A 1,799-nucleotide genomic window follows, 5' to 3' on the forward strand; every position below is an offset into this window, starting at 1 on the left:
GGCGGCGGCGCACGGCGGGGCGGGCGCAGTGGCGGCAGGCGCGCGAGACGGGTGCGCCCCGCCGCCCGGGCCCGCGCCCCTAGGACGCGCCGCCGCGATCCACCGAGTAGGTGCGGTCGGCGAGGGTGCTGGCGGTGGCGCGATGGCTCACGAGCACGATGGTGCGCCCGGCACGATTGGCGGCCAGCGCCTCGAGCACTGCCGCCTCGGAGAGCGCGTCCAGGTTGGACGTAGGCTCGTCGAGGAGCACGAGCGGCGCGTCCTGCAAGAACACGCGGGCGAGTCCCAGCCGCTGCCGCTCGCCGCCGGAGAGCGCGCCGCCGAGCTCGCCCACGGGCGTGTCGATCCCCTCGGGCAGCTGGGCCACCAGATCGGCGAGCGCCGCCTTCTCCAGGGCGTCCGCGAGCGCGCCGTCATCGGCGTCAGGGCGCGCTATCAGCAGGTTGTCGCGCAGGGTTCCCGTGAACAGGTGCGTGTCTTGGGCCATGTGGCCCTGGCGCGCCCGGAGGCTCGCGGTGCCCACCTCGCGCAGGTTGCGCCCGCTCATCCGCACGATGCCAGCGCGCGGGTCCCAGAAGCGCATGAGCAGCTTGAGCAGCGTCGACTTGCCGGTGCCGCTGCGGCCGGTCACCTGCACCACCTCGCCGGGGCGCACGGCAAGCTCCACGTCGGCGAGCACCTCCTCGCCGCCGCGGTAGGCGAAGCTCACCGCGTCCGCCTCGAGCCCGGTGAAGGCGGTGAGCGGCGCCCCCTCCTCCTCGGGCACCTCGGCGGTCTCGGGGCGCTCGTCGAGCAGGTCGAGCACGCGCGCGCCGGAGGCGAGGGTCTGCTGAAGGCCCGATCCGAGCGCTGCCACGGCGATGACCGGCCCGAAGGAGGCCATGAGCGCGGCGGTGGCCAGGGCGCCCTGGGCGAAGGAGATCTGGCCGGCTGCCACGAGCGTTGCCGCGGCCAGCAGCATGGCCACGTCGAGCGCGGTGACGAGCGCGCCGGTTCCGGCGGAGAACAGGGCGCCGCGCCCCTTGAGGCGCTCCTCGTCTGCGGAGAGGCTTACCATGCGCTCGCGCAGCCCGGCGGCCCGCTCGGCGCTGCAGCCGTACTGGAGCGTCTCGGCCAGGCCCTGCAGGCTGTCGAGCACATAGGTGTTGAGCGCACCCACGCCGTCGCGCACCGCCCGCCCGCCGGTGCCGCTGGCCCGCGAGGCCGCCCACGGCACGGCGATGCCCACGAGCGCGTAGGACGCGGCGGCCAGGGCGCCGAGCGCCGGCGAGAGCGAGCCGATGAACGCGACCATGACGAGCGAGGTGACCAGGGCGATGACCGCCGGCGAGAGCGTGTGGGCGTAGAACACCTCCAGAAGCTCGATGTCGGCGGTGACCAGGGCCACCAGATCGCCGCGATCCTTCCCCTCCAGGCGCGCGGGAGCCAGGCGCCTGAGCGCAGCGAACACGCGGTCGCGCACGAGGGCCAGGATGCGGAAGGCGAGGTAGTGGTTGCAGAGCTGCTCGCCGTAGCGCAGCGGCCCGCGAGCGACGCCGCATATCGCCACGAGCCCGCAGGCGACGGCCGGCGCGAGGGCCGAGGGCTCGCCGGCCAGCCCCAGCAGCGCGAGCGTGCCCAGCACCGTGAGGAAGATGGCGGCGAGGAAGCCGAGCACGCCGAGTGCGCAGGCGAGCGCCATCACCGGCAGCAGCGGGCGGGTGAGGCCGGCCAGCCGCGCCATGACGGCGAGCGCCGAGCGCCGCCGGGTGGGGAGCCCGTCGTGCGAGCCGGCGCCGGGCGCGTCCGCACCCGCACCC

The 1,799-nt window shown here is 75.6% G+C and carries 1 protein-coding gene; it reads right to left on the reverse strand.

Annotated features, from left to right (window positions below; all coding sequences use genetic code 11):
* Positions 1–79: 79 nt before the first annotated feature.
* Positions 80–1,799: thiol reductant ABC exporter subunit CydC (cydC, locus tag D1643_RS10805; protein WP_201751102.1), on the reverse strand; the 1,720-nt coding region annotated here is incomplete at its 5' end.

This window comes from Enterorhabdus sp. P55, assembly GCF_009911695.1.
GTDB lineage: Bacteria > Actinomycetota > Coriobacteriia > Coriobacteriales > Eggerthellaceae > Enterorhabdus.